Origin of the sequence: Roseomonas acroporae (genome assembly GCF_023223525.1) — a bacterium.
Taxonomy (GTDB): Bacteria; Pseudomonadota; Alphaproteobacteria; order Acetobacterales; family Acetobacteraceae; genus Roseomonas_E; species Roseomonas_E acroporae.
Window position 1 is genome coordinate 82,331 of the sequence record NZ_JALPRX010000023.1, and the last position, 19,158, is coordinate 101,488.

The following is a 19,158-nucleotide window of genomic DNA, read 5'->3' on the forward strand; positions in this document are numbered from 1 at the left end:
CGTCGCCGAAGACGCGGGGAGGCGCGTTCATGCACGGTCCACGACGTTCGCCGCTCGCCGTCCTGCCCGCCGCCCTTCTCCTGTTCCGCGCCGTGGCGGCCGCTGCGCAGGCCGCCGGCGGCGCCACGGGCGACGGCATCCTGGCGCCGCGGGCCGAGCCGCCGCCCGCGCCCGGCATGGTGGTGACGCCGCCGGGCTCCCCGGAGCCGCCGCCCGCTTCCATGACCGTGACGCCCGGCCCTTCGCGGGAACCGCCCCCGGCGCCCGGCGCGCGCCGGCCGGCGCCGGAGGGGCCCGGCGCGCCGCCGCCCGGAACGCCGCCTCCCGCGGGAACGGGCACGGCCCCGGCGCCACGGGGACCCGGCGGGGAGGCTCCGGCGCGCTGAGGCCGACGCGGATATCCGGATACCCCCTTCGGGGGACAACCCGCCCGGGTGCCGCCTGGTCTCCCGGCGCCGGCACGGAACCGCGATTCCGGGCCGCCCCGCGGCGCAGCCGCCGCGTCGGCGGGGCAGGGCGCCCGGCGGGGATCGGCCCTACGGCGAACCGCGCTCCGGTTGGGGCCGCGGTTCGCTGTCGCTCGTTGTTCCCGGCGCGGATTCACGCCGCCGGGCGTGTCCGCCCGTCGGCGATCCGCTCTACCGCTCCATTTCCGCCCGCGCCGACCGCGCGATCGCCCAGGCCTCCTGAGTCCGGGCCAGGCGGAGCGCACGTTCCAGCGCCGCCATGCGCGCCGCCGTGCCGAGGCCGGGCAGGCGCGACTGGCGGAGCAGCAGGTCCGGCAGGAAGCCTTCCGCGCCGACCTCGGCGGCCAGCGCCACCGCCTCGGTCAGCACCCGGTACGCCGCCTCGACCTCACCCAGCGCCGCGTGCGCCTCGCCCAGCAGGCCGAGGATGCAGGGGCGCAGGATCTCGCCCTGGGTCTCGCGGTAGCGCTCGTGCCCCTCGGCGATCGCGGCGAGGCCGGCCGCCGCCGCCGCCCGGTCGCCGCGCGCCACCTGGTGCCGGCCGATCATCACGCGGCTCATCGCGATCCAGTACCGGATGTCCTTGCCGTCGGCGATGCGGCACGCCGCCTCGGCCAGCGCCAGCGCCTCGTCCCAGTGCCCGGCCTCCTGCAGCGGCAGCGCCGCGAAGACCAGCGCGTAGCAGGCGCTGACCGGGTGCGGCGAGGCGCGACCGGCCGCCGCGGCCTCCCGCGCGCGGCGCGCCCCGGCCTCCGGTCCGTGACGCCACAGGTCGAGCCAGCAGAGATTGGCGAGGCCGACGGCGCGCGGATCGTTGCCGCCGATGGCGACGTGGCGCGCGAGGTCGTCCGGGCCGGCCGAGGCGTCGAGCGCCGCCAGCACCCGCGCGAAGCCGGCCTCGGCCTCGGCCAGCCGTCCCGCGCATTGGCGGTTCCAGGCTTGCCGGCGCCAGGCATCGGGCAGGGCGACGGGATCGCCGGCGCGCTCGGTCGCCGCCACCAGGCGCGCGCAGACCGCCTCGGCCTGCGCCACCGGGCCGCGCACCTGGTAGAAGGAGGCGAGGCCGCGCAGCAGCGGCAGGATGCGCGTGTCGTCCTCGACCTCGCCCGCCATGCGCGATGCGCGCTCGAACACCTCGAGCACGGCGCTGCTCGCGTAGCCCTTGCGGGCGATCAGCGCCTGGCCGAGCGTGATCAGCAGCCCCAGCACCGCCTCGGCCATCGCCTCGGCGGGAAGCTGCGCGGCGAGGTCGAGGCCGCGCCGCGCCTGCGTCTCGGCCTCGGTCACGGCGAAGGCGGCGAGCGAGGCGCGCGCGGCGCGCGCCAGCAGCGGCACGGCCAGCGCCGGCTCGCCGCCCGCCTCGTGGTGCTCGGCGATCAGCTCCGGCTGGCGCTGCAGCAGGGCGGGGCGCAGCGTGGCCAGCAGCGCCGCGGCACGGGCGTGATAGGCGCGCCGGTCGGCATGCAGCAGGGATTCGTAGGCGGCGCGCTGCAGCACGGCGTGGCGGAAGGTGTAGGTGGGCACCGGCAGCAGCGCCGTCGCCTCCAGCATCTCCGCCTCGACGAGGCGCGCGAGGTGCTCGTCCAGCACCGGCGGGGGCAGGCGGCACAGCGCCTCCAGCAGGTCGCGCTCGATCTCGCGGCCGAGCACGGCGGCGAGCTGCGCGACGAGGCGCGCCTCGCCGAGCGAGTCCAGCCTCGCCGCGAAGAGCTGCTGCAGCGTGTGCGGCACCGCCGCCTCGCCGGTGGCGAGCACGAACTCCTCGATGAACAGCGGCACGCCGTCGGCGCGCGAGAGGATCGCCTCGCGCGCCATCGCCTGCCCGCCGCTGAGCAGATCGACGAGGCGGCTCGCCTCGGCGCGCCCCAGCGGCGGCAGGGCGATGCGCAGCACCGTGGCGCGGTCCGGCCAGGAGAGCACGAACTCGCTGCGGTAGGTGGCGAGCAGCATCGCGCGGTGCGCCGAGGCGGCATCGCCGATGCCGCGCAGCAGCTCGACCGTGGAGGGATCGGCCCAGTGCAGGTCCTCGGCCAGCAGCAGGAGCGGCTGCCGGGCGGCATGGTGCAGCAGCCAGGCCTGCAGGGACTGCATCAGCAGCAGGCGGCGCGAATGCGGCGCGAGGTCGGCCGGGCCGGGGCCGAAGCCGAGCGCCTCGGCCAGCACCGCCAGGGCGGGCTCGCGGGGCAGCCCCGCCGCCTCCGTCAACGCGGCGAGGCGGGCCATGTCGTCGCGGGGTCCGGCCTTCGGCCCGGCCGCCTCCAGCGCGCCGCGCAGCGCCTCGATCACCGGGTAGAGCGCGGTCGAGGCGGTCTGCGGCGCGCAGGTCAGCTCCACCACCTGCGGCCGCGCGGCCGGGTCGTCGGCGGCGGCGGCGCGGTCGAGCAGCTCGCGCACCAGGCGCGACTTGCCGATGCCCGGCTCGCCGGAGAGCAGCACCACCTGGCCGCGTCCCTCGCGCGCGCGCGCCCAGCGCTCGGCCAGCAGCGCCATCTCGGTGACGCGGTTGACCAGCGGGGCGCGCCGGCGCGCCGCCAGCAGGCGGCTGCCGGCGGCGCGGGCGCCGGTCACCACGAAGGCGCGCGCGGGCTGCGGCAGGCGCAGCCGCGCGGTCTCGGCCGGCTCGCACAGGAAGTCGGCGGCGACGAGGTCGTACACCGTGCCGCCGATCACCACGCCGTTGCGCGGCGCGATCTCCTGCAGGCGCGCCGCCATGTTGGGGGCGCCGCCCACCATGGCGTCGATCTCCATCGCGACGCCCGGGCGGCCGAGCCGCCCCGCCACCACCACGCCGGTCTCGATGCCGATCCGCACGGTGAGCAGCGCCTCCGTGGCGGGCGCCGCGGCGTCGAGCCCGGCGACGTTGCGGCCGAGCTCCGCCATGGCGCGGGCGATCTCCAGCCCGCACGCCACCGCCGCCTGCGCGTCGCGCCCCAGGGCGCGCGGGAAGCCGAAGCAGGCCATGATGCCGTCGCCCGCGTAGTGCTGCACGTAGCCGCCATGGCGCACCACCGCGGCGGCGCAGAGCTCGCGGTAGCTGAGCAGCAGCGCCGCGAGGTCCTCGGGATCGAGCCGGCTGGAGAGGTCGGTGGAGCCGACGAGGTCGCAGAACAGCGCGGTCAGCAGCCGCCGCTCGGCGGTGCGCTCCGCCATCGCGGGCGGGGCGGGCGCGGCCTCCTCGTGCAGCCTGGTGCCGCAGGCGGTGCAGAAGCGCTGCGCCGCGTTCGCCGCCAGGGTGCCGCAGGACGGGCAGCCGGTCGGCAGCGCATGGCCGCAGGCCCCGCAGAAGCGCGCCCCCGGCTGCGCGGCCGTGCCGCAGGCGCCGCAGTGGCGTGGCGGGCCCTCCGGTCCGGCCGGCGGGGAGTGGAGCAGCGGCGGCATAGGGTTGGCGGCGGCCGACTTCATGCAGTTGCGGAACGGCACGGACAGGGTAACATTGCGTGACACGGTGCGAAACGAGGCATTCGTCGCGCGGCGGCGCGCCCGCGTGTCCGCGCCGAACCGCCGCGTCCGGCTTCCCGCGCCGGGCCGGTTCTGCTCCTTTCCGCGTCTGGCCGTCGCTTCTCTTCTTCCCGCGCCTGGCCGGCGCGAAGGCCCTCCCGGCCGGGGAGTTCACGCCATGCCGCCCGCCCTGCTCAGCCCGCCCAAGATCAGCCTCGGCGTCACCGAGGCCTGCCCGCTGCGCTGCCGGCACTGCTACGCCGACTGCGACGCGGCGCCGAAGCCGGCCGAGCTCGGCATCGACGCGTGGATGGCGCTGGCGGACCGGCTGATCGCCGACGGCGTGATCCAGTTCTACTTCGAGGGCGGCGAGCCGCTGCTCAAGCCGGGCTTCCCGGCGCTGCTGGCGCGCTGCGCGCGCGACGCGATGACGCTGCTGCGCACCCACGGCACGCTGATCGACGACGCCATGGCCGACGCGCTGCGCGCGGCCGGCGTCGGCCGCGTGCTGGTGGACCTGATGGGCGCCTGCGCCGGAACCCACGACGCCGCGACCGGCGTGCCCGGCAGCTTCGCGGCGAGCTGCGCCGGGCTGCGCCGCTGCGCCGAGCGCGGCATCGCGACGGACGCGCTGGTGATCCTGACGCGCCAGACCGCGCCGGAGCTGAACGACCTGCTGCGCCTCGCCGCCGGCCTCGGCGCCGAGCGCGTCGGCGTGCTGCGGCTCTACCCGCTCGGCCGCGCGAAGCGGCGCTGGGACGAGCTGGCGCTGTCGCTCGAGGAGCAGATGGCGGCGATACGCGGCCTCGACCCGCCGCCCGGCCTGTCGGTGATGCAGTCCTGGCATCCCTACGACCGCAATTGCTGCTGGCAGGCGGCGGCGATCGACGCCACCGGCCGCGCCATCGGCTGCATGTACCTGCGCGAGTACGCCGATTTCGGCCGCGTCGCCGGAGAGGGCGCGGTGCCGTTCCTCGACATCTGGCGCCACCAGCCGGCCTATCGCCGCCTGCGCGCCGGCACCGGCATCGAGCGCGCCTGCGGCGACTGCGCCGGCAATGACGGCTCGCGCGGCGGCTGCCGCGCCTCCGCCTACGCCTTCCACGGGCGCTGGACGGCGCCCGACCCGTTCGACGAGGCGCTGAACGACGGGATCGACCTGCGCGTGCTGCCCGGCCATGCGCGCGGCTGACCCGCCTCGGCCTGGCGGCGGCGTGCGGCCGGCCTGCCCGGCCGGTGGCGCGCCGCCGCCCGATCCCGGCGCCGGGGCGCTGCCCGACTGCGTGCTCGCCCCCGGCGTGCGGCTTCGGCCGGTGCCGGAGCTGTCCACCTGCCTCGCCTACGTGCCCGGCCTTCCCGGGGACGGAGCCGGCGGGGGGCGCCCGGCGCTGCACCGGCTGAACGTGTCGAGCTGGCTGATCGCCGCGCTGTGCGACGGACGCCCGCCCGAGGCGGTCGCCGACGCCTTCGCCCGGGCGCGGCCGGCGCCGGCCGATGCCGTGACATCCGGCACCGACCTGCGCGAGGGATTGCGGAATCTCCTGGCCATCGGCGTCCTGCGGACGCGCCACGGAGACAGCCCGGGCCCGGATTGTCCCAGAAAGGAGACGGAACCATGAAAGAGCCGGAAGATCGCCGCGCCGCCGCGCCGCCCGCCAGCCTGCTGCGCGCGGACGCCTCGGCACCCGCCACCGTCGCGGTGGTCGCCGAGGTGCGCAGCGATGCCTCGATCAAGTTCGACCCGATGCTGGCGCCCGGCTACCTGGGCCTGCCGAAGGACGGCTTCGGCGCGCTGCTGCTCTGGCGCTTCCAGCTTTCCTGGTCGCGGGCGCAGGAGGTGCAGAAGTGGCTCGCCGGGCCATCGCCGGTGAATCCGCCGATCACGCGCGAGGAGGAGTTCCGCGACCTGATCAACGGGCTGGATTCGTCGAAGGACGGCAGCGGCGAGTTCTTCCTGCACTACGTCGGCACCTTCCTCGCCGCCGACCAGTCCTATGCGAGCTACACCATCGCCGTCGGCATGACCAAGCCGGTGGCCCGCCAGGACTACCAGCGGATCTGGATGGAGAAGCTGGACGCGCTGAAGAAGAACCCGGCCAGCAGGGCCTGGTACGACGAGCTGATCGCCTTCCTGCGCCTCTGCCTCGACACGCCGCTGGTCAGCGAGGAATTCGCGCTGCTCGCCAGCAACGTGGGCGACCTGACGGGGAACGCCGCGAACCATCCCATGGTCACGCGCCTGCTCGCGCCCTGATTGCTCGCGCCCTGATACGGCCGGGCCGGCTTCCCGCCGGGCGCCCGGCTGCTGGGCGCCGCCTTCGCCGGCACGGCACCGCACCGGGCTCGCCGCATGGGCGGCGGGCTGTCTTCCCGGCCTCGGCCCGGCGGAGTCGGTCCGCAGGCGAAGCGGCGGCCGCCGGCGCCGGCGCTGGACCGCGAGGAGCCCCATGCCCGATCCCAGGCGCGTTCCCACCTCGCCGCCCGCATGCAGCGAGGCCGCGAGGATCGACTGCCCGGCACCGCTGCCCCTGCAGGCCACGATGGCGCCAGGCCTGGTGCAGCAGCTCGACCCGGCCTGCGGCCCGGCCTGCCGGCACGGGCTGCCGCAGGTGGTCGCCACCGGCGAGCCGACCCCGTCCGCGGCGCCCGAGGCGGCGGGTGCCGGCTTCCGGCCGGAGAAGGGCTGCGTCTCCGTGCTGCTGGAGTTCCTCGGCGACCCGGCCGACCTCGAGGCGCTCGGCGCGCTGCCGGTGGCGCGGGCGGGCGACATCGTCGCCGCCTACGCCAACCTCGACGCGATCCCGGCCCTGAGGGATCACGGGGCGGTGCTGCAACTGGATCCGGGCGGCCAGATGCCGCCGCCGGTCCTGCCGCCGCCGGCCCCGGCGGGCGGCGATTCCGGCGGCGAGCCCAGGGATGAACCGGAGGGCGAACCGGAGGGCAATCCGGGGGACGAACCGGGGAGCGACCCGGCGCCGCGGCCCGCCGCACCCGGGGATGCGGCAATGCCGGCGGCTGCGCCGGCCGCCGGCGAGACGGGGCGCGGCGTGCGCCTCGGCATCATCGACCTGGGCTTCGACTTCCTGCACCCCGGCCTCCTCGACCACGAGGGAGGGCCGGCGCCGCGGGCACTCTGGCTGCACGACATGACGCTGTCGCCGCTGCCGGACGCCGTCCCCGGCACCATCGGCCGCCGGTTCAGGCGGGCAGCCCTGCGGGAGGCGCTCGCCTGGTACCGCGCCGGGGGGCCGCCGGCGTCCCAGGGGGAACGACCCGACCCCGGCGAGCCGGCGGCGCTGGAGCACCTGCGCCGCCTGGCATTCCCCCCCGAGCGCATCTCCTTCGCGGAGGCCAGGCAGCGCCGCCTGCACGGCACGGCGGTGGCCGGCCTCGCCGCCGGCAACGGGCGCCGCCGGATGCCGGGCCTCCCGGGGCGCCCTGCGAGGCGTCTGCGGACGGGGACGGGGACGGGACGGGCTTCGCGGGCACGGCGCCGGCGGCCGAGCTGGCGCTGGTTGCCATCGCCGGGCAGCCCGATGCCGACCGCTTCGCGGACGATCTCGACATGCTCGCCGCCATGGCGATGATCTTCCGCGACGCGCCCGCCCCGTGCGTGGCGCTGATGGCCAACAGCGACAATCTCGGCCCGCACGACGGCTCGCTGCTGGGCGAGCGCTTCCTGAACGAGCTTCTGCTGCATCCGGGCCGCGCCGTGGTGCTGACCATGGGCAACCTCAACCACGACGTCGATCCGACGGGGAAGCTCCCGGCCTACCATGCCTTCGATCCCGGACCGGCCGAGCGGGAGGCCCGCTTCACGCTGGAATTCGGGGACTGGAAGCACGCCGACGCCGCGGAGGTCTGGTTCCGTCCTGCCCCCGGCGGCGCGATGCCGCGCGTCGAGGCGCGGATCGCCGACGAGACGCGGCAATTCGCGATCGCGGGGCCCGGCGGGAAGCCGCAGGCGGAAGCGCAGGTGCTGATCGGTCCGCAGGACATGCGGCGCCTGCCGGGCCTGGCCGTCACGGCGCTGCTGCAGACGGTGCAGGATCGCACCTGCCTGCGCCTGGTCTTCAAGCCGCCCACGGAAGGGGCCAGCGCGCGGTGCACCTGGACCATCGTGGTACCGGCGGTCGGGCCGGTGCATGGCTGGCTGGATCGCAACAACAGCGGGTCGGTGCGCTGGGCCGAGGGCGCCGAGGCCGGCGCGAACCGCACGACCCTGGGCTCGCCGGCCGTGGCGGCGCGGGTCCTGTCGGTGGGGGCGGTGACGGGGACCGGCGGGGCGGTGGTGCCGTGGCCGCGGAGCGGCCGTGGCCCGACGCGGGACGGGCTGCACCCGAAGCCCGAGCTGGTGGCCTGCGGCACGGACCGGCGGGGCGCGATCGCCTGTCCCTGGCCGCGCCTGAAGCGACTGCCCGAGGGCGAGGCGCCCGACACCGACTACGGCCCGCTCGACAGCGAGGGAACCAGCTACGCGGCGCCGCAGGTGGCCGGCGCCTGCGCGCGGCTGTTCGAGCGCTTCGGCCCCGAGGCGCGTTGGGCGAGCTGGGCGGACCTGCGGCAGATCCTGGTCGAGCGCGCCCGCCGCGACCCCTCCATGCCGCCGCCGGAGACGGGCGGCTGGGACCCCGCCTGCGGCTACGGCCGGCTCGACGTCGCGGCGCTGGCCGAGGCCGGGCGACGCGCGGTGGACCCCTGGATACGCAAGGCGGCGGCGGATGACGGCACGGAACCCTTCGTCGCCCGCGCCTTCTGGGACAGCCCGGCCCTCGTGCCGCTGGACGCCGGGGACCGCGCGCTGGATGCCGCCGCCGTGGCGCTGGGGGCGCCGGTGGCGCGGCTGCGGGTCGGGATCGGCAATCGCGGCACGCGGCCGGCGACGGATCTCGTCGTGTCGCTGCACTGGGCGCCGCTCGGCACGCTCTACCCGCTCCCCGCGGCCGATGGCGCGGCACCGGCCTGGATGCCGTCGGGACCATGGTCCACCGAAGGGCTCGGGGCGCCGCAGGCGTTGGCATCGGTCCCGCCCGACCCGGAGGATGCGACCGAGGCGACGGCCGCCGTGACCTTCGACTACGTGCCGCCGCGGAATGCCGACGGAACGGTGAGGGCGCACATGCTCCTGGCCCGCGTGACCGGCGGCGACGCCCCGGCCGGCGCGGCGGAGCCGCTCTGCGCGCGCAACAACGCCGCGGCGCTGGCCGTCGCGGCGGCGCTGCCGGAGGCGGTGCCGCCGGCCTTCGAGATACGCGGCTCCGACGACACGGACGGCGTCGCGCTCTGGCTGGAGGGTTGCGGCGGCCGGGCGCGGCTGTGCCTGGAAGGGCTGCCGGTCTCGGCGCTGCCCTGGCGGCGGACCGGGATGTACCGGCCGATGGCGCCGGCACGCCCGCGCCACGGCGACGGCGGCATCGATCCGGCGACGTTGCCCGAGGAGGACACGGTACTCGTGGGGGCCGCCGACATCGCCGCGCGGACGGATGTCGAGCAGGCGCTGCGGCTGGAATTGCGCGGCGGCCTGGTGTGCCTGGAGGGAGGCACCGAGCTGTTCCTGCCGCGCCTGCGCCTCGTGCCCGGGGAGGCGCTGGCGCTGCGCGTGCGGGTCCTCGATCGCGATGCGCGGAAGGGTGGCGGGATCGGCCTGCTGCACCTGAGCGGCGGGCGGCGCGTCGGCGGCGGGATGATCCGCCTGCTCCCGGCCCCGGACGGGTCCCGGTCGGGCGGAACCGCCTGATCGGGTGACGATGCTCGAAGGACGAGGAGCGGGGGCGGCCCCGCGGGCCATGGCGCGGGCGATCCGCTCCGGAACGGATCGCCGGAGGAGGGAAAGCGTGCCCAGGGCGTGAAGCCGCCCGGAGAACATTGCCCATGCAGGTCGGGGGTAAACCCGGGCAGGCGGGAAATCGGTGTCAGGCGCCCCCTTCAGGCGTTCGGAACCGGGCGCCCGGTCAAGATCCCGACGCGGCTTCCTCCGGTGGAAAGGGACGTCAGACGACGACCACCGTCTTGCGGCGCCGGCTGATCATCGCCCGGACGGCCAGGTAGACCACCGCCGCCACGCCGATGGCGCCCAGCGCGTAGAGCGTGCCCTTCTCGCCGAGCCACGCCACGGCGAACCAGCCGGCGGCGACGAAGGAGGCGGCCCAGACCCCGGCGGCGATGAAGTTGAGCATCATGAAGCGCGTGCGCGACATCTCGGAGAGGCCGCAGGCGGCCGCGGCGACGTTGCGGACGCCGTAGATGAAGCGGAAGGTCAGCACGAAGGCGACGCCGTAGCGCTCCAGGAAGCCGAGCGCGGTGGCGACGCGCCGCTCGGCGCCGGGAATGCGGCTGACGGCCCGCTGCCCGTAGCGCCGCCCGAGCGAGAACCAGAGCTGGTCGCCGAGGAAGGAGCCGCCCCAGACGCAGAACATCAGGATCCAGGGATCGACCAGACCGGTGGCGCGGCCGGCGGCCGATGCCAGGAGCACGAAGGTCTCGCCTTCGAAGAACGACCAGATCGCTGCGCCGGCATAGGCGAGTAGGCCCCATTCAGCCCAGAATTCCGCCACTCGCTCTCTCCCCCGGCGCCCCGCGAAGGCCCAGCACTAACCCGCTGGGCAGATGCTTCGAAAGAAGAATTTCACGTGGCCGTGACACTTTTTTCACGGCGTCCATGTTCGGTGGCATTCGGTTGCCAGTCGTTGCGCGACCGGCTGCCCGCGGGCCGCGCAAGGCAGCCTCGGCCATGGGCACCGCCGCGGAACGACGCGTGCGAAGCGTTTCGTGCCGGGCAGCCTCCGCATCCCATATGGTGATGCCGTCGCGCCGGTTCGACCCCTCCTTCCCCGGAAGCCGGCCGTCACGGGATGCCGAGCCATGTACCCTCCTCGACGCCTGCTGCTCGTCCTGTTCGGGACGCTCGCCTGCGGCCTCCTGCAGGGCGCGCCCCGGGCCGGGGCGCAGGACTGCCTCGGCCGGGCGGATTTCGATGCCTGCGTGGCGGCCGCCATCGGCCAGCGGCAGGCGGACAACGCCGCGGCCCAGCAGCGGATCTTCCAGCAGTACCTCGCCGCGTACGGCCCCTGGCTGCAGCAGCAGTACGCGCAATACCGGGCGCAGGGCGGGCCGATGTCCTATCCGGAATTCGCCTGGTGGAACCTGATGACCGCCAACGGCACCAACGTCCAGGGAGCCATGGCGGCGCAGCGCGACCGCTTCGAGGGATGGCAGCGCGCGAACCGCACCGTCCAGGAAGGGTTCGCCAGCTACAACGACGGCGCGCGTGCGAACGGCGCCCGCACCGACGCGGCGATCGGCCGCTATGCCGACGAGGCGATCCGTGGCCAGGCGCCCTATGTCGATCCCCGTACCGGCGCCACGGTGATGCTGCCCTACGCGGCGGCGCCCGGCCGGCCCTTCGAGCAGGGCGGCACGACCTACGTGCAGGCACCCGACGGCACCTACCGGCAATGGCAGGGCCAGGGCTGGGTGCCGCTCTACCCCGCCGCGCCGCGCTGAGCGGAGCCCCCGCGCCCGGCCGGTTCCCCGGGGCCGGCGTCGGGGCGGGCAGGGGGGCGGCATCGTCACGCGGCGCGGATGCCTTCGAGGAAGCTACCCACCCGGTCCCCGAGCCGCTCGGCCTGCCTGGCCAGCCCGGCGGAGGCGGCGCGTAGCCGGGACGCGGCGGCGCCGGTCCGTTCCGCGCCTTCGTGGAGGCTCCGCGCCGCGTCGGCCGATAGCCTGGAAATGCTCTGACGGGGCGTCCCGGCGTCACCGGCCCCGGGGCCACCGATCCCGGGGCCACTGGTCCCGGTGCCGTCGGTCCCGGTAAGCTGGCATGGCATGGACATGACCGATGGCAGGGCCCCGGCGGCCCGGCCGCGCGGCCTGCCCGCGCGGCTGCGCGCCGCGCTCGGGCGGCGCGTGCCGACCGAGATCACCGAGGCGCAACTCGGGCAGGTGCTCGCCCTGGTCGCGGGTGCAGTCAACGCCGGCGGCTTCCTGCTGGTCGGCCAGTACACCTCCCACATGTCCGGCGTGGTCTCGGCCATGGCCGACAACCTGGCGCTCGGCGCCGCCTGGCTGGTGCTGGCCGGGCTGGGCGCGCTGCTCGCCTTCATGGCGGGCGCGGCCTGCTCGGCGATCCTGATCAACTGGGGCCGCCGGCGCCGCCGCCGCGACCGTTTCGCCATGCCGCTGCTGCTGGAGGCGGCGCTGCTGGTGCTGTTCGGCCTGCTGGCCGAGCTGCTGGCGGCGCCCGCCTCGACCGTGCTCGCCGTGCCGGTGCTCTGCTTCCTGATGGGGCTGCAGAACGCCACCATCACCAAGGTCTCCGGGGCGCGGGTGCGCACCACCCACATGACGGGCATCGTCACCGACATCGGCATCGAGCTGGGCAAGCTGTTCTACTGGAACCGCATGCCGGGCGTGCCGGAGGGCGACAGGGTGCTGGCCGACCGGGCGAAGCTGCGCCTGCTCGGCCGCATGCTCGGCTGCTTCTTCGCCGGTGGCGTCATCGGCGCGCTGGGTTTCGGTCGCCTCGGCTACGCCTTCTCGGTGCCGGTCGCGGTGATCCTGCTGGTGCTCGCCGGCGCCATGGTGCGGCAGCGGGCCTGACAGGCGGGGCGGGATCGTCCGGCCCGCCCCGCGGGAAGGGAGGCCGCGCGCCCCAAGGTTCGTCCGGGCGTGGGGATCGGGCGATCCCCTGACGGCCCGGCGGTGCGGGGCGCGGCCGGCCGCCGCGCGGAGCGGGCCCTACATCGGCGGATCCACCCCGTCCTTGCCGACGGTGATGCGGCCGGTCGAAGGCCGGCCCTCGGCATCCGGCGTCGCCATCAGGAACACGCGTGCACCGGGGACGAGATCGGCGCGGCCGGCCGGGATGGGCGTCACGACGGGCGCGTCGGGCGGCACCGTGACGGTGACCGTGCCGCCGCGATAGGCCATGGTCAGCTCCCGCCCGCTGGTGCCCGCGACCGTCGCGGTCACCGTGGCGTTGGTCATCGAGCTGCCCGGCACGAGGTCCCAGGCGCGGTGCCCTTCGCCGGTGCCGCGCGCCGATTCCGGGAAGACGTGAACCTCCAGCGCCCGCCACCCGCCATCCGGGCCGGGCTCGGCGGCGACGCCGACGAAGGCACCCGGCGCGATCCCGGACAGCGGCACCCGGCGCAGCGCCGAGACGGCGAGCGGCTCGGCGAGGCGGACGGCCACGCGCGACCCCTCCCGGGTCGCGACCGTCAGCACGTCGCCCTCGAGCGCGACGATGGTGCCGCGCAGGCGGGTGGGGGGCGCCGGCTGGGCCCAGGCCCGGCCAACGAGGAGCGATGCCGAAGGCGCCGCCGGGGCGAGGGCGGCCGCCATGGCCAGGGTGAGCAGGCCACGGCCGGCGCGGCGGCGCGTGAGGGGCGGCATCGGGGGCATCGGCGCGGTTCCATGGGCCGTGGAGCACCCGGCATGTCGGATATCCGGCCGCGATGGCAAGGCTGCCGTGCCGCCGGCACGCGCCGCCGCGCCGGCCTGCGGCGGGTGCCGCCTCCCCTGGGCTTCCCGAGGAGGAGGGCGTGCGGCTCCCCGTGGCCCCGTTCTGCCCGCGGTTTCGCGCCGGCGCGGGTTCCACACTAGAGTGCCGCACGACATTCCCGGAGCGACCTCTCCATGGCCCTGCGCGTGGCGGTCCAGATGGACCCGATCCAGTCGATCAACATCGACGCCGACAGCACCTTCGCCCTGATGGAGGAGGCGCAGTCGCGCGGCCACGCGCTGTGGCACTACCTGCCGCGCGACCTCGCCCTCTCGGCCGGCCGCGTCGTCGCGCGCGCCAACGCGCTGAAGGTCCGGCGCGAGCACGGGAAGCACTGGGAGTTCGGCCCCGACGAGGAGCTGGACCTCGGCGCCGTGGACGTGGTGCTGCTGCGCCAGGACCCGCCCTTCGACATGGCCTACATCACCACCACCCACATCCTGGAGCACATCCACCCGAAGGTGCTGGTGGTGAACGACCCGGCCAGCGTGCGCAACGCGCCGGAGAAGCTCTACGTCACCCACTTCCCCGAGCTGATGCCGGAGACGCTGGTCACCGCCGACCGCGCCCAGATCATGCGCTTCCGGCGGAAGCACGGCGACATCATCGTCAAGCCGCTGTTCGGCAACGGCGGCGCCGGCGTGTTCCACCTGCGGCCCGACGACCCGAACCTCAACAGCCTGGTCGAGATGTTCACCGAGCGTTCGCGCGAGCCGCTGGTGGTGCAGAAGTACGTCCCCGCCGTGCGCCAGGGCGACAAGCGCATCATCCTGGTGGACGGCGAGCCGCTCGGCGCCATCAACCGCGTCCCGGCCGAGGGCGAGAGCCGCTCCAACATGCATGTCGGCGGCCGGCCGGAGCAGACCACGCTCACCGACCGCGAGCGCGAGATCTGCGACCGCATCGGGCCGGAGCTGAAGGCGCGCGGCCTGATCTTCGTCGGCATCGACGTGATCGGCGGCTACCTGACCGAGATCAACGTCACCTCGCCCACCGGGCTGCAGGAGGTGGCGCGCTTCGACGGCACCAACCTCGCCGCCGCGATCTGGGACGCGATCGAGGCTCGCCGCCGGGGCTGACATTCACGGCGGCGCCCCGGTCCGGCCGGGGCGCCGCCTCCGGACCCGGCGCCAGGGGGTCGTCGGGGGAAAGCCCTCTCCGCAACTCCCCCCCTTCCCGGACGACGGGTGGGGCAACGCCGCCGCCGCCGCGATACGCAGGACGGGATTGCCCGACCCGTCTGCGGCGGCGTGAAGGCCGAGGCTGGACAGCTCAGCCTCATCCGTCGCCCGCATGTCTGGCGCCGGCCGGGTTTCCCCGCGGCGCCCCGGTGATCGCACGGGTCGCGGCGGCGATGCGCCGCGCGGTCGCGGCGCGGCGGGCCGGACGGGCTGCCCGGCCCGTGACCGCCCCGGCGACGCTCGCGCCGGCCGGCCCGGAAGGCGCCGCTTCGCGCACATCCATCAATGTCCGGCTGCGTTCCTTCGGGCGATCGTGTCGCGTCGTCCCGACGGAAGCGACGTGTCACGGCATTTTCATAACGAATTAGTAACGTGTGGCTTCCGCGCCGGCACAACCGACGCGCCGCAAACTGATGGCGCCGGTGCGGGCAGGCACGCAAAATGAGTTGGCATGGAGAGCTCGAAAGCCTCCTCGCCTCGCATGCACCGCGACAGATCCAAGACAACAGGGATAGCCACCATGACCTTCCTCTCCAAGCCCGTGATCGCTGCCACCCCCGCCGAGACCCGTATCGTCGAGGCGACGTTCGAGGCCGGCCCGGCCGCCAGCCCGGTGCCGGCGCATGTCGAGGTCGCGGCCCGCCGCTACAGCACCCTCGACGTCTCGCTCGATGCGACGAGCGGCATCTTCTGGTGCCACATGAAGCCCGCCGGCCGCCCGAGCTTCACGCCGGAGCTGCTGCACGAGATCTCGGACATGCAGCTCTGGATCGAGCAGATGTTCCAGGCCCGGTCGCACGAGCGGAAGCTGCCCTTCCAGTACTTCGTGATGGGCTCGCGCCTGCCCGGCATCTTCAACCTGGGCGGCGACCTCGGCCTGTTCGCCGAGCGCATCCGCCAGGGCGACCGCGCCACGATGCGGGAATACGGCCATGTCGCGGTGGAGGCGATCTACCGCAACCACGTCGCCTTCCGCTCGCCGGTGGTGACGATGGCGCTGGTGCAGGGCGACGCGCTGGGCGGCGGCTTCGAGTGCGCCCTCTCGCTCGACCTGATCGTGGCCGAGCGCAGCGCCAAGCTCGGCCTGCCGGAGATCCTGTTCAACCTGTTCCCCGGCATGGGCGCCTACAGCTTCCTGTCGCGCCGGCTCGACGCGCAGCGCGCCGAGAAGATGATCACCAGCGGCAAGATCTACACCGCCGCGGAGCTGCACGAGATGGGGGTGGTCGACGTGCTGGCCGAGGATGGCGAGGGCGAGCTGGCGATCGAGGAGTATGTCGAGAAGAACCGCCGCAAGCACAACGCGCACCAGGCCGTCCTGCAGGCGCGGCGCCGCGTCAACCCGGTGACGCTCGACGAGCTGCGCGACGTGGTGGACATCTGGGTCGAGGCGGCGCTGCGGCTGGAGGAGCCCGACCTGCGCAAGATGGTGCGGCTGACCCAGGCGCAGGATCGCCGCCGCGCCGCCGTCAACGCGTCGCTGATGGTCGCCGCGGAGTGACGGGCGCGATCGGCGGGTCGCCCGGCATGGCCGCGCCAGGGGCGATCGGCACGCGCCGGTACGGTCCCGCGGACCGTCCGCGTCCGACCCGTCGTCCCGGGCCCGGATGCGGCGGCGCCGCGTGGCGGGGTGCGGGATCGGCCGCCGCGCCCGGGCGGGATGCACCCCGACGCGCCGCGCCGGCGGGGGACGGGCAGGGGGCCTGCTCCGCTCCCGCCGCCCCGACGCGGCCGCGCCGCCGGGCCCGGTGCCGGCAGGCCGCGAGGCCGGCCGCCGGGTCGGCTACCGGGGCGGTCCCGGGGTCGGTCCCCGGGTCGGTCCCGGCAGCCAAGCGCCCGCATCCGGCTCAGCGTCGCTGGTCGATCTGGTCGAGGTCGGGGCGGCGCTGCAGCAGCGCCTGCCGCGCCCGGTCGAGCTCCACGCGGAGCCGCTGCATGTGGCGGGCCCCCTCCGCCGCGAGCTCGGGCTGGCGGATCTGCCGCCAGGCGAGGCAGAGGTCGAACACCGACTTGGCGCCGATATTGGCCGCGGCGCTGCGCAGCGCGTGCGCCTCGGAGCGGAAGCGCGGCACGTCCGCCGCCGCGGCGGCCTCGCCGAGCTGCGCCACCACCGACTCGGCATCCTCCAGGAACTGGTCGATCAGAGTCGCCAGGAATTCCTCGCCGCCGAGCGCCTTGAGGTCCTGCAGCATGCGCTCGTCCACCGCCGGCACGGTGGCGGCGGGGCGGAAGCGTGGATGCGCGGTGATGTCGGCGACGGGCGGCTTGCCGGCCGGCTCCGCCGCCACCGGCGCCGCCTGCTCCTCGGGCGTGGGCGGGACCATCTCGTTGATCAGCGAGATCAGGCGCGCCGGCTCGATCGGCTTGGTCAGGCAGCCATCCATCCCCGCCTCGGCGCAGCGGCGGGCGACGTCGGGCGTGGCATCGGCGGTCAGCGCCACGATCGGCAGCCGCTTCCGCCCGAGCGCCGTGAAGCGATAGAGCTTGGTCGCCTCCAGCCCGTTCATGTGGGGCATGTTGAGGTCCATCAGCACGAAGTCGAATTCCCCGGCGTCCAGCGCGTCGAGCGCCGCCTCGCCGTTGTCCACCAGCGTCGCCTCGAAGCCGGCGCGCTCCAGGATCTTCTCCGCCACGCGCTGGTTCACCCGGTTGTCGTCCGCCACCAGGATGCGCAGCCGCCGCCCCGGCACCGTCGCCGCGGGCGCCGCCACCGGCCGTGGCGCGAGGCGGTGCGCGCCGGCGATGCGCAGCGCCGCCGCCAGCTCGCGCGGCGTCGCGGCGGTCGGCAGCTCGGAGGCGAAGTGGCACCGGCGGGCCTGGCCTGGCAGCCCCGCGGGCGGCGCCTCGTCGAGCAGCAGGAGCGGGATCTCGCCGCCGGGATCGAGCCCGTGCAGCGCCGCCGCCAGCGTGTCGGCCCCCGTGGCGAGCCCGCCCTCGTGGAGCAGCAGCACGCGGCGCGGCGGGGTGCCGTCGCGGCGCAGCACGGCGATGGCGCGGCCGGCGGTGGGGGCGACCTCGGTCTCCAGCCCCAGCGCCTCCAGCTGCTCGCGCAGCCGTGCCGCCACGGCCTCGTCGGCCGTCAGCACCAGCGCGCGGGCCTCGGGGAAGCTGGCCGGGGCGGCCGCCTCCTCGGCCTGCACGCCCGCCTCCACCGTGAACCAGAAGGTGCTGCCGAACCCGGAGCGGCTCTCCCCCCCGATCTCGCCGCCCATGAGCTGCGCCAGCCGCCGGCAGATGGCGAGGCCGAGGCCGGTGCCGCCGAAGCGGTTGACGATGCTCTCGTCGGCCTGGGAGAAGCTCTCGAAGATGCGGCCCTGCGCCTCGGGCGCGATGCCGATGCCGGTATCGGAGACCTCGAAGCGCAGGCGCAGCCGGCCGGGCGCGATCGGCACCGCGTCGGCCGCCAGCACGATGCTGCCGGTCTCGGTGAACTTCACCGCGTTGCCGGCGAGGTTGAGCAGGATCTCGTGCAGGTGCCGCCGGTCCCCGGTGAGGGCGATCGGGGTGCGCAGCGTGACGTGGATGCCGAGGCGCAGCTTCTTGGCCCGCGCCTGCGCGGTGATCATGCCCCGGACCTCGGTGAGCAGGTCGAGCAGGTCGAAGGGCGCGACGTGCACCGGCATGTGGCCGGCCTCGATGCGCGAGAAGTCGAGCACGTCGTCGATCAGCGCCAGCAGCGACCGCCCCGCCCCCTCCACGGTGCGGTTCATCTCCGACTGCTCGGCGTTCATCGGCGTGTCGCGCAGCAGCGCCGACATGCCGATGATGGCGTTGAGCGGCGTGCGCAGCTCGTGGCTGACGCTGGCCAGGAACAGGCTCTTGGCCTGGCTCGCCGCCTCGGCCTGCTCGCGTGCCTGGGAGAGCTTGCGGATCAGCGTGCCGGCGTAGAGCGGCAGGGCCAGCAGGCCGAACAGCAGGCCGGTCGAGACGTGGATGTTCTCGTGCCAGAACGGCGTGGCGAGCACCACGGCGGCGAAGCCGGCGAGGCTGAGCGCCATGGACAGGTACAGCGCCGGCAGCCCGAAGCGGAAGCCGTTGCCGAAGATGACCCAGAGGTAGATCGGGAAGAAGACCGACATGGTCTCCCCGCCGAGGTGGAGCTGGACGGAGAGGAACACCGTGTCCAGCACCATGGCCAGGATCCGCCGGGGCCGGTTGGCGGCCGGCCGCAGCAGGATGTGCGCCAGCACGCCGAGCGCCAGGACCAGGTAGACCGCCATGCCCACGAGGCCCGGCTGCGCCGTCCCGGCCGGCGCGATCGTCAGCAGGCAGAGCGTGATGATCACCGCGAAGGCGAGCCGGTTGAAGCTCATCTCGTGCTCGCGGTCCGGCCGGTTGCGCAGCCGGGCCGCGAGGCGGCCGAGGAGGCGCCTCGGCATGCCGGTCTTCTTCGCCTGCTCCTGGACTGACCGCACCGCGAACCTCCTGCCCGTCCTCGATTCCAGCCCGGCATTTCCTTGCCGGTCGGTTGACGGGCGATGCCCGCCCGCGGGAAGGGTCATGCACCGTCGCCGGCGGCGCCATGGTGCCGCCGGCTCCTTTCAGAATGGCGGCTCCCGCCGCCCGC

At 75.3% G+C, this 19,158-nt stretch carries 12 protein-coding genes and 1 pseudogene; 9 read left to right on the forward strand and 4 right to left on the reverse strand.

Going from position 1 to position 19,158, the window contains the following annotated elements; all coding sequences use genetic code 11:
- Nucleotides 1-638: 638 nt before the first annotated feature.
- Entirely contained in the window at nucleotides 639-3,911 is a 3,273-nt protein-coding gene (locus tag M0638_RS06685; RefSeq protein WP_248666189.1) for an AAA family ATPase, read from the reverse strand.
- Between the two features lie 172 nt (nucleotides 3,912-4,083).
- On the opposite strand from M0638_RS06685, the gene M0638_RS06690 reads away from it, so the two are divergent.
- The 5 genes from M0638_RS06690 (at nucleotide 4,084) to M0638_RS06710 (ending at nucleotide 9,642) form a co-directional block, all read left to right on the forward strand.
- A complete protein-coding gene (locus tag M0638_RS06690) occupies nucleotides 4,084-5,097 on the forward strand; it encodes a radical SAM protein (protein ID WP_248666190.1) in 1,014 nt (337 codons plus the stop codon).
- The gene (locus M0638_RS06695) at nucleotides 5,084-5,524 is read left to right on the forward strand and encodes a hypothetical protein (RefSeq protein WP_248666191.1); all 441 of its coding nucleotides are present in this window, start codon (nucleotides 5,084-5,086) and stop codon (nucleotides 5,522-5,524) included. The genes M0638_RS06690 and M0638_RS06695 overlap by 14 nt, the downstream gene beginning before the upstream one ends.
- The gene (locus M0638_RS06700; RefSeq protein WP_248666192.1) at nucleotides 5,521-6,159 is read left to right on the forward strand and encodes a hypothetical protein; all 639 of its coding nucleotides are present in this window, start codon (nucleotides 5,521-5,523) and stop codon (nucleotides 6,157-6,159) included. The genes M0638_RS06695 and M0638_RS06700 overlap by 4 nt, the downstream gene beginning before the upstream one ends.
- Nucleotides 6,160-6,445: 286 nt before the next feature.
- Complete coding sequence (locus M0638_RS06705) at nucleotides 6,446-7,492, forward strand: S8/S53 family peptidase (protein ID WP_248666193.1); 1,047 nt, start codon at nucleotides 6,446-6,448, stop codon at nucleotides 7,490-7,492.
- On the forward strand, nucleotides 7,471-9,642 hold the full coding sequence (locus M0638_RS06710) for a S8 family serine peptidase (RefSeq protein WP_248666194.1): 2,172 nt from the start codon (nucleotides 7,471-7,473) through the stop codon (nucleotides 9,640-9,642). The genes M0638_RS06705 and M0638_RS06710 overlap by 22 nt, the downstream gene beginning before the upstream one ends.
- A gap of 253 nt (nucleotides 9,643-9,895) precedes the next feature.
- Here the strand turns inward: M0638_RS06710 and M0638_RS06715 are convergent, their stop codons facing one another.
- Nucleotides 9,896-10,459, reverse strand: a complete 564-nt coding sequence (locus M0638_RS06715) for a DedA family protein (protein ID WP_248666195.1) — start codon at nucleotides 10,457-10,459, stop codon at nucleotides 9,896-9,898.
- Nucleotides 10,460-10,766: 307 nt separating this feature from the next.
- On the opposite strand from M0638_RS06715, the gene M0638_RS06720 reads away from it, so the two are divergent.
- Nucleotides 10,767-11,408, forward strand: a complete 642-nt coding sequence (locus M0638_RS06720) for a hypothetical protein (protein WP_248666196.1) — start codon at nucleotides 10,767-10,769, stop codon at nucleotides 11,406-11,408.
- 369 nt (nucleotides 11,409-11,777) lie between these two features.
- Nucleotides 11,778-12,491 (forward strand): annotated as a pseudogene (locus tag M0638_RS06725) (YoaK family protein); the annotation flags it as partial.
- Between the two features lie 153 nt (nucleotides 12,492-12,644).
- Here the strand turns inward: M0638_RS06725 and M0638_RS06730 are convergent.
- Complete coding sequence (locus M0638_RS06730; RefSeq protein ID WP_248666197.1) at nucleotides 12,645-13,301, reverse strand: hypothetical protein; 657 nt, start codon at nucleotides 13,299-13,301, stop codon at nucleotides 12,645-12,647.
- Nucleotides 13,302-13,544: 243 nt separating this feature from the next.
- Between M0638_RS06730 and gshB the strand changes: the two genes are divergently transcribed.
- Together gshB and M0638_RS06740 are read left to right on the forward strand one after the other, a co-directional pair.
- Nucleotides 13,545-14,489: a glutathione synthase gene (gshB, locus tag M0638_RS06735; protein ID WP_248666198.1), complete on the forward strand. Its 945-nt coding sequence runs from the start codon at nucleotides 13,545-13,547 to the stop codon at nucleotides 14,487-14,489.
- A gap of 622 nt (nucleotides 14,490-15,111) precedes the next feature.
- The gene (locus tag M0638_RS06740; protein WP_248666199.1) at nucleotides 15,112-16,092 is read left to right on the forward strand and encodes a crotonase/enoyl-CoA hydratase family protein; all 981 of its coding nucleotides are present in this window, start codon (nucleotides 15,112-15,114) and stop codon (nucleotides 16,090-16,092) included.
- A gap of 346 nt (nucleotides 16,093-16,438) precedes the next feature.
- Here the strand turns inward: M0638_RS06740 and M0638_RS06745 are convergent, their stop codons facing one another.
- Nucleotides 16,439-18,970, reverse strand: a complete 2,532-nt coding sequence (locus M0638_RS06745) for a hybrid sensor histidine kinase/response regulator (RefSeq protein ID WP_248666200.1) — start codon at nucleotides 18,968-18,970, stop codon at nucleotides 16,439-16,441.
- Nucleotides 18,971-19,158: the final 188 nt, after the last annotated feature.

Bases quoted from the DNA above. Each gene is read 5' to 3' on its own strand.
- M0638_RS06710 (WP_248666194.1), top strand. From the start codon at position 7,471: ATGCTCGCCGCCATGGCGATGATCTTCCGCGACGCGCCCGCCCCGTGC.
- M0638_RS06700 (WP_248666192.1), top strand. From the start codon at position 5,521: ATGAAAGAGCCGGAAGATCGCCGCGCCGCCGCGCCGCCCGCCAGCCTG.
- gshB (WP_248666198.1), top strand. From the start codon at position 13,545: ATGGCCCTGCGCGTGGCGGTCCAGATGGACCCGATCCAGTCGATCAAC.
- M0638_RS06695 (WP_248666191.1), top strand. From the start codon at position 5,084: ATGCGCGCGGCTGACCCGCCTCGGCCTGGCGGCGGCGTGCGGCCGGCC.
- M0638_RS06705 (WP_248666193.1), top strand. From the start codon at position 6,446: ATGGCGCCAGGCCTGGTGCAGCAGCTCGACCCGGCCTGCGGCCCGGCC.
- M0638_RS06720 (WP_248666196.1), top strand. From the start codon at position 10,767: ATGTACCCTCCTCGACGCCTGCTGCTCGTCCTGTTCGGGACGCTCGCC.
- M0638_RS06740 (WP_248666199.1), top strand. From the start codon at position 15,112: ATGACCTTCCTCTCCAAGCCCGTGATCGCTGCCACCCCCGCCGAGACC.
- M0638_RS06745 (WP_248666200.1), bottom strand. From the start codon at position 18,970: ATGCCGAGGCGCCTCCTCGGCCGCCTCGCGGCCCGGCTGCGCAACCGG.
- M0638_RS06730 (WP_248666197.1), bottom strand. From the start codon at position 13,301: ATGCCGCCCCTCACGCGCCGCCGCGCCGGCCGTGGCCTGCTCACCCTG.
- M0638_RS06690 (WP_248666190.1), top strand. From the start codon at position 4,084: ATGCCGCCCGCCCTGCTCAGCCCGCCCAAGATCAGCCTCGGCGTCACC.